Source organism: Mesorhizobium sp. M5C.F.Ca.IN.020.29.1.1 (assembly GCF_003997375.1).
GTDB lineage: Bacteria > Pseudomonadota > Alphaproteobacteria > Rhizobiales > Rhizobiaceae > Mesorhizobium > Mesorhizobium wenxiniae.
The window spans coordinates 1-7,099 of the sequence record NZ_RZSW01000317.1; the positions used below are offsets into that span (position 1 = coordinate 1).

At 63.4% G+C, this 7,099-nt stretch carries 5 protein-coding genes and 1 riboswitch; of the genes, 1 reads left to right on the top strand and 4 read right to left on the bottom strand.

The annotated features are described in order from the left end of the window. Positions 1–405 precede the first annotated feature (405 nt). Genes gcvP through gcvT form a run of 3 tightly spaced genes read right to left on the bottom strand, consistent with a single transcriptional unit; the run spans position 406 to position 4,725 of the window. Positions 406–3,216, bottom strand: a complete 2,811-nt coding sequence (gene gcvP / locus EOA85_RS22530) for an aminomethyl-transferring glycine dehydrogenase (RefSeq protein WP_127211220.1) — start codon at positions 3,214–3,216, stop codon at positions 406–408. Between the two features lie 16 nt (positions 3,217–3,232). After that, on the bottom strand, positions 3,233–3,601 hold the full coding sequence (gene gcvH / locus EOA85_RS22535) for a glycine cleavage system protein GcvH (protein ID WP_065009623.1): 369 nt from the start codon (positions 3,599–3,601) through the stop codon (positions 3,233–3,235). Between the two features lie 5 nt (positions 3,602–3,606). Beyond that, the gene (gene gcvT, locus EOA85_RS22540) at positions 3,607–4,725 is read right to left on the bottom strand and encodes a glycine cleavage system aminomethyltransferase GcvT (protein ID WP_127211221.1); all 1,119 of its coding nucleotides are present in this window, start codon (positions 4,723–4,725) and stop codon (positions 3,607–3,609) included. A 148-nt stretch (positions 4,726–4,873) separates the two neighbouring features. Further along, positions 4,874–4,960, bottom strand: a riboswitch (glycine riboswitch). A gap of 163 nt (positions 4,961–5,123) precedes the next feature. Between gcvT and EOA85_RS22545 the strand changes: the two genes are divergently transcribed. Next, on the top strand, positions 5,124–6,125 hold the full coding sequence (locus tag EOA85_RS22545; protein ID WP_127211222.1) for a hypothetical protein: 1,002 nt from the start codon (positions 5,124–5,126) through the stop codon (positions 6,123–6,125). Between the two features lie 44 nt (positions 6,126–6,169). On the opposite strand, the gene EOA85_RS22550 is transcribed toward EOA85_RS22545, so the two are convergent. After that, positions 6,170–6,976, bottom strand: coding sequence for a molybdopterin-binding protein (locus EOA85_RS22550; protein WP_127211223.1), 807 nt, complete (start codon positions 6,974–6,976; stop codon positions 6,170–6,172). Positions 6,977–7,099 lie beyond the last annotated feature (123 nt).

Here is a 7,099-nt window from a genome sequence, read left to right on the forward strand (position 1 = left end):
GCTCCAACCCTTCCAGAACCTCGATGTCGGCGGCGCTGTAGCTCTCGCTGCCGTCGCGGGATGCCGGGCGCTTCGCCGCCTGCACCAGCGGGTCGGCCGGGCGAGCGGTGGCGCGAACCGGTTGCGACTGCTTGTCCATAGTGCCGAAAAGATCGTTGTTGTCGTCCATGCTGGTCCTGGATTGCGATGCTGCGAATCACCATCCGATACTGCCACGCTTTTTGCGGGCAGGCGACGGAGGTTCCTGTTACGTTCGAGGATAGGCCTCTTACTGCAAAACCATCCGGCAACCAAGCGGCGGAAATGGGTCGAAACTCCGGCCTTCAGGGGTGGTTGCCGCATCAGCCACCCTCATTGCGTGTGCGCGGGAAATGAGGGGGCAGTCTGCGTCGCAATCGGCTGGTTCTATTCCGCCGCCCCTAGATATTCCGACAGCGGCGGGCAGGAGCAGACTAGGTTGCGGTCGCCGGCGACATTGTCGATGCGCGACACCGGCGGCCAGTATTTGGCTGATGTGTCGGCATCACCGGCGGGATAGGCCGCCTCCAGGCGCGAATAGGGATGGGTCCACTGGCCGGCCAGCGCCTCGGCCGCGGTATGCGGCGCATTGACCAGCGGATTGTCGGCCAAGGGCCATTCGCCTTTCGCCACCTTGGCTGCCTCGCCTGATATCGCGATCATCGCCTCGCAGAAGCGATCGAGTTCGCTCTTGGGCTCGGACTCGGTCGGCTCGACCATTAGCGTGCCGGCTACCGGAAACGACATGGTCGGCGCATGGAAACCATAATCGATCAGCCGCTTGGCGATATCGTCGACGCTGATGCCGGAGCTCTCCTTCAGTACGCGGGTGTCGAGGATGCACTCATGGGCGATGCGATCGTGCCTGCCCTTGTAGAGGAGCGGGAAGTGCGGCGCGAGCCGCGTCGCCACGTAGTTGGCGGAAACGATCGCCGTCTCGGTCGCCTGCTTGAGGCCGGAAGCGCCCATCATGCGGATATACATCCAGGTGATCGGCAGGATCGAAGCGCTGCCGAACGGTGCGGCCGACACGGCATGGCCCGAGCCTTCGGTGACGTGGCCGGGCAGATAAGGTCTCAGATGCGCCTTGACGCCGATCGGGCCGACGCCGGGACCGCCGCCGCCATGCGGGATGCAGAAGGTCTTGTGCAGGTTCATGTGGCAGACATCGGCGCCGATGTCGCCGGGGCGAGCGAGGCCGACCAAGGCGTTGAGGTTGGCGCCGTCGAAATAGACCTGGGCGCCATGCTCGTGAATGAGGGCGCAGAGGTGGCGCGCGCCTTCCTCGTATACGCCATGCGTCGAAGGATAGGTGAACATAAGCGCGGCGAGATTCTTGGAATGCTCATTGGCTTTGGCACTCATATCGTCCATATCGATATTGCCATCCTCGGTGCAGCGCACGACGACGACGCTCATGCCGGCCATCGCCGCACTCGCCGGATTGGTGCCATGCGCGGATGACGGGATCAGGCAGACGGTGCGGTGGCCTTCGCCGCGCGAGCGGTGATAGCCGCGAATGGCGAGCAGCCCGGCATACTCTCCCTGGCTGCCGGCATTGGGCTGCAGGCTGACCGCATCGAAGCCAGTGATCTCCGACAGCCAGCCTTCCAGTTCGCCAACCATCGCGCGATAGCCTGCCGAATGCCCGGCCGGCGCGAATGGATGCAGATTGGCGACGCTTGGCCAGCTCACCGGCATCATCTCGGCGGCGGCGTTGAGCTTCATCGTGCAGGAGCCGAGCGGGATCATGGCGCGGTCGAGCGCCAGGTCCTTGTCGGCCAGCCGGCGCAAGAAGCGCATCATCTCCGTTTCCGAGTGGTTTTCGTGGAAGACCGGCTGGCTGAGAAACGCCTTACCGCGTGGCTTGCCCGGAGTGGTGCTGGTGCCAGCAGCGCCTGCCTTGGCGCCGAACAGTGCTGCAATGGCGTCCAGATCGGCATCGGTCGAGGTCTCGTCGAAGCTGATGCCGATGTGGTCGGCGTCGATGACGCGCAGCAATCGGCCGGTCTTTTCAGCAGCGGCGGCGATCGCGCCGGCTCTGCCTTTCACTTCCACCGTCACCGTGTCGAAGCGGCTTCCGCCAAGCACCGAAATTCCTGACGCGGTGAGACCGGTCGCCAGCCGGTTGGCCAATGAATGGATTCGGCCGGCAATCGCCTGCAGCCCGGCAGGGCCATGCCAGATCGCATAGGCCGTCGCCATGTTGGCGAGCAGCGCCTGCGCGGTGCAGATGTTGGAGGTCGCCTTGTCGCGGCGGATGTGCTGTTCGCGCGTCTGCAAGGCGAGACGATAGCCGGGGCGGCCCTTGCTGTCAGTGGACTGGCCGACAAGGCGGCCGGGCATCAACCGCGTCAGCCTGTCGGAAACAGCGCAATAGGCGGCGTGCGGCCCGCCAAAGCCCATCGGCACGCCAAAGCGCTGCATCGGGCCGACGGCGATGTCGGCGCCAAGCGTAGCCGGCGCGTCGGTCAGCGTCAGGCCGAGCGGATCGGCAATGAAAACGACCAGCGTGCCGGTGGCGCGGGCCTTCTCGATTACCGCCTTGTGGTCGCCATAGACGCCAAACGTATCAGGCCAGGAAACCAGCAGAGCGGCGGTGTTGTCGTCGATCGTGTCGCCGTCGACCTCGATGCCGAGGGGCTCAGCGCGGGTGCGCACGACGTCGAGCGTCTGCGGGTGCGGCGTGCCGGCAAGCGCCACCTTGGTCCGCTTGTCGCGATGATGGCGCAATGCAATGCCGACCGCCTCGGCCACCGCCGTCGCCTCGTCGAGCAGCGAGGCCGACGCCACCGGCAGGCCGGTCAGCTCAGTGACCAAGGTCTGGAAATTGAACAGCATTTCGAGCCGGCCCTGGCTGATCTCAGCCTGGTAGGGAGTGTAAGCCGTATACCAGGCCGGGTTCTCGAACAGATTGCGCTGGATGACCGGCGGCACGTGGACGCCGTGGTAACCGGCACCGATAAAGCTCTTCAACACGGTATTTTTGGCCATCGTCGCCGAAAGCTCGGCCAGTGCCTCCGCTTCGCTCGCCGGGGCCGGCAAAACCAGCGGCCGGTCGAGCCGGATCGATCTCGGCACAGCCTGGCTGATCAGCGTCTCGACTGAGGGAACGCCGATCGTCGCCAGCATGGCTCTGACGTCATTGAGGTCGGGGCCAATATGGCGGGCCGAGAAGGCGTAGGGTGCTGCGGTCATCTTCCTGGTCCTGCTATCAACCAATATGGGCTTTGTAGGCGGTCTCATCCAGGAGACCTTCGAGTTGGCTTTCATCGGCCAGCCTCATCTTCCACAACCAGCCGTCGCTGGTCGCCGCCGAATTGACCAAAGACGGGTCCGACGAGAGCGAGGTGTTGGCCTCGGTGATCTCGCCGTCGACCGGTGCATAGACGTCCGATGCCGCCTTGACGGATTCGACCACGACGGCCGTATCGCCCTTGGCCAGCTTTTTCCCAAGCTCCGGCAATTCGACGAAGACGAGATCGCCGAGTTGCTCCTGCGCGTAGTCGGTGATGCCGACGGTGGCGATACCGCCTTCGACGCGGAGCCATTCGTGATCTTCGGTGAAATAGGTTTTTGCCATGAAGTTCATCCTTTGCGGTAGCGATGGGGCGTGAAGGGCAGGGGACTGATATCGACCGGGATTTTGGTCCCGCGAACGTCGGCGAAGAGTTTTGCGCCAGGTTTGGCCAGCGACGTCTGCACGTAACCCATGGCGACCGGATGAGCGGCCGAGGGGCCGAAGCCGCCGGAGGTGACGTGGCCGGCGGGATTGCCGTCGGTGTCGAAAAGGGCAGCGCCGGTGCGCACCGGCTGGCGGCCTTCCGGCTTCAGTCCGACGCGTTTCTGCGCCGGGCCGCGCTCCAGGATTGAACGCAATGCGTCGGCGCCGATGAAAGCGCCAGAGGCGCGAACCTCCTTTGGGATCGCCCACATCAGCACGGCGCTGGCCGGGTCGATCTTAGGCGTGATGTCCAGCCCGTGCAGGCACAGCCCTGCTTCGAGCCGCAGGCTGTCTCGCGCGGCCAACCCAACCCACATCACGCGCTCGTCCTCGAGTAGCTTGGCGACGAGATTTCGCGCATCCGCTTCCGGCAGGCCGATCTCGAAACCGTCTTCACCGGTATAGCCCGACCGGCTCATGAACCAGTTTTCGCGGGGCTCAAAGCCGTGCATGAACAGCAGCGAGCCGGTCTCGATGCCGGCGCGGGACAGGGCGGCCCAGGCTTCAGGCCCCTGGACCGCCAGGAAGACGCGGTCGAGTGCATCGATCTTGGCATCAAAATCCCCCTTTGCCTCAACATCCAGGGCAAGCCCACGAAGGTGCTTTTCGTCGGCTTCGGCATTGCCGGCATTGGCGACGACCATGAAGCGTTGCTGGCCGAGCCTGGTGACGATCAGATCGTCGAGGATGCCGGCGGCTTCATTGAGAAAGAACGTGTATTTGGACTGGGAAACTTCAAGCGCGCCGGCGTCGAACGGGCAGGCACGATTGAGCAGTGCTTCAGCGCCCGAGCCATTGATCTCGAACAGCTTCATGTGCGAGATGTCGAACAGGCCGGCATGCTCGCGGGTATGAAGGTGCTCCTTCATCACGCCGGCCGGATAGGTCAGCGGCATCGACCAGCCGGCGAACGCGCCAAAGCGCGCACCGGCGGCCGCGTGCAGGTCTTCGAGGGGAAGGTGTTTGGTGTCGTCGCCCGTCATGTCGTCTCCAGAGTCGCACGCAATCGGCCGCGAGTGGCGACCAGTCCGTGCCCCTCTGTCTGAAGCCTGAGAGACTCGCGCCCCGTAACTCTGTCGGCAGCGCTTACACCTTCGGCGCGGGGGCAAGCCCCGACTTTCCAGAGTGTCTTTCCTGTCTACGGTTCTTTTGCCTGAGAGATTTCGGGCGATTTCCCCTTCGGCGGCAGCTCTCGCTGCTCTCTCCCGCAAACAGGTAGGACTCAATTTGAGCCCTCGACTCGCCATCCATAGCCTGCGGGCGACACCTTGTCACCTCCCAGCGACACCTTACCGACAAGTCTTCGCTAACCACGCGGTTTGCCGGTTTCTCAACGAACTCCCGATATATTGGGTCCAAACGACGTTCGGACGGGGACGAAATGGGCGAATCAACGATGAGCGCGCCTGTGGCCGGGCTGACCTCGAAAAATCGGATCACAGCGGAAGACGTGGTCATGCTGCGCCGCGAGGTGTTTGGCGACGGCGTGGTGACGCGCGGCGAGGCCGAGGCGCTGTTTGCGCTCGACGCAAAGGCCAAGGACAAATGCGCGCAATGGCCTGTTTTTTTCGTCGAAGCTGTGACCGACTTCATCGTTCATCAGGAAAAGCCGGCGGGCTATATCTCGCAGGACAATGCCGACTGGCTGGTCCGAGCGATTTCGCGCGACGGCATGGTCGATAGCCGGACCGAACTCGAATTGCTGGTGCATGTGCTGGAAAAGGCGAAATCGTCGCCGAACGGGCTTTGCGTCTATGCGCTGGCGCAGGTCGCCAATGCCGTTCTGGACGGCAAGGGGCCGCTGATGCACGACGGCAAGCTGGTTCCCGGCCTGATCGCCAAGGCGGAAGTCGAGCTTCTGCGCCGCATCCTCTATGCCCATGGCGGCGACGGCAACATCGCGATCACCCGCGCCGAGGCCGAGATGCTGTTCAAGATCAATGAGCGGACAGCGGCAGCCAACAACGATCCGTCATGGAATGATCTGTTCGTCAAAGCGATCGCCAATTTCGTCATGTGCTCGGCCGGCTACGAAGCGCCGATACGCGACGTGGCGCTGCGCCGGGATTCTTTCTTCGAGCAGGCGGAACCGGGGATCGGCAGTTTCTTTGGCCGCATGGTATCGGGCGGCCTTGCCGGCATCATGGAAGCCTATCGCGCGCCGGGCGATATCGAATCCGAATGGGAATCGAAGAACAAGGCAGCCGAGGCACTGGCCCGCCGCGCCGAAACCATCGACGCCAGCGAGGCGAAGTGGCTGGCTGAGCGCATCGGCCGCGACCGGCCGCTGCGCGAGAACGAGCGCGCGCTGCTGACACTGATCAAGCATGCCTCGCCGGAAATCCATCCGGTGCTCAAACCGCTAATCGACAAGGTCGCTTGAGCAAAAGCACTAAAACACTGATCGGAAATGGCGGAGCTATGGCCTCAAATGCCGCCATACCAGTCGTAGCCATTGTCCTCCCAGTAGCCGCCCCTGCCGCCGCCGATATTGGCGAAACCGTCGACCAGTTCGATCTTGCGGAGATATTTCGGCATCTTGTAACCGATCTGGCGCTCGACGCGGACACGCAACGGCGCGCCGTTCTCGACCGGCAGCGGCTTGCCGTTCAAGCCATAGGCAAGGATCGTCTGTGGGTGACGGGCATCGATCAGGTCGATCGAACCGTAATATTTGATGGCGCCTGACAGGCTATGATCGATCGTGTCGAGGCAATGAAACATCACGTAACGCGCCTGCGGCTTGACCACCGCCTGATCAAGCACCAGCGACAGCGGCGTGCCGGTCCATTTTGCGATGCAGCTCCAGCCTTCGACGCAGTCGTGGCGGGTGATCTGGGTGCGGCTTGGCATGTTCATCAGCTGCTCGCGCGTCAGCGACAGCGGCTTTTCGACGAGGCCGGAAACCTCGAGCCGCCAGTCGGCGAAATTGTTGGCGAGCAGGCCCTTGTAGACATCGTCGTCCGGAGCGGTGACGCCGTTCGGCCGCTGCGGCTGGCGAATGTCGGCTTCGGTGAATTCCGGCGCCAGCGAATCGCCGGCAAGCAGGCGTTGCGCGCGCCAGGTAAGGCCGTTGGCGCCTTCGAGGAAGCTGCGCAGGCCGTCGCCCACGCCAAGCTGGCTGTCGAAAGCATCGCAACCCGACAGCATGATGCCGGAGACGCCGAGGCTGGCCGAGGTCAGGAATTTTCTTCGGCTTATCTGTAGTTTGGGGCTGATCTCAAACTTCGCCATCTCACGCACTCCTCTGGGGCGTCTTGCTGCCATGGGCCGCCGGCGGATCGGTTCGGTACCAGCCGGTGATGATGGAACGCAACTCGTTGATCGGGCCGGCGGCGAAGATCATCAGTATATGGA